This window comes from Photobacterium sp. R1 (assembly GCF_054600795.1).
In genome coordinates this window covers 1-228 of record NZ_BAAHZP010001106.1, presented here as the reverse complement: position 1 = coordinate 228, position 228 = coordinate 1, and the positions used below count along the sequence as shown (strand labels likewise).

Here is a 228-nt window from a genome sequence, read left to right as displayed (position 1 = left end):
TAGCCACGGCCAGTACAATGATCCCCATACCGCCAAACCACTGCAGCATTTGTCTGTAGAACAAGATGGCTTTGGGTAATTCATCGAGCCCCACAATGACGGTGGCACCCGTGGTAGTCAGAGCGGAAAACGACTCAAAAAAAGAATCGGTAAAAGAGAGATCCGGTGTCTTAGACAAAATAAAGGGCACTGCACCGGCGCTGCCGATAACTGTCCAGAACAGCACAA

Annotated in this window: 1 protein-coding gene; it reads right to left on the bottom strand. The window is 50.0% G+C overall.

The genetic code is table 11. The features are described from left to right. The coding region (locus ACYP03_RS28480; protein ID WP_459783001.1) for a potassium transporter TrkG at nucleotides 1-228 on the bottom strand (228 nt) is incomplete at both ends.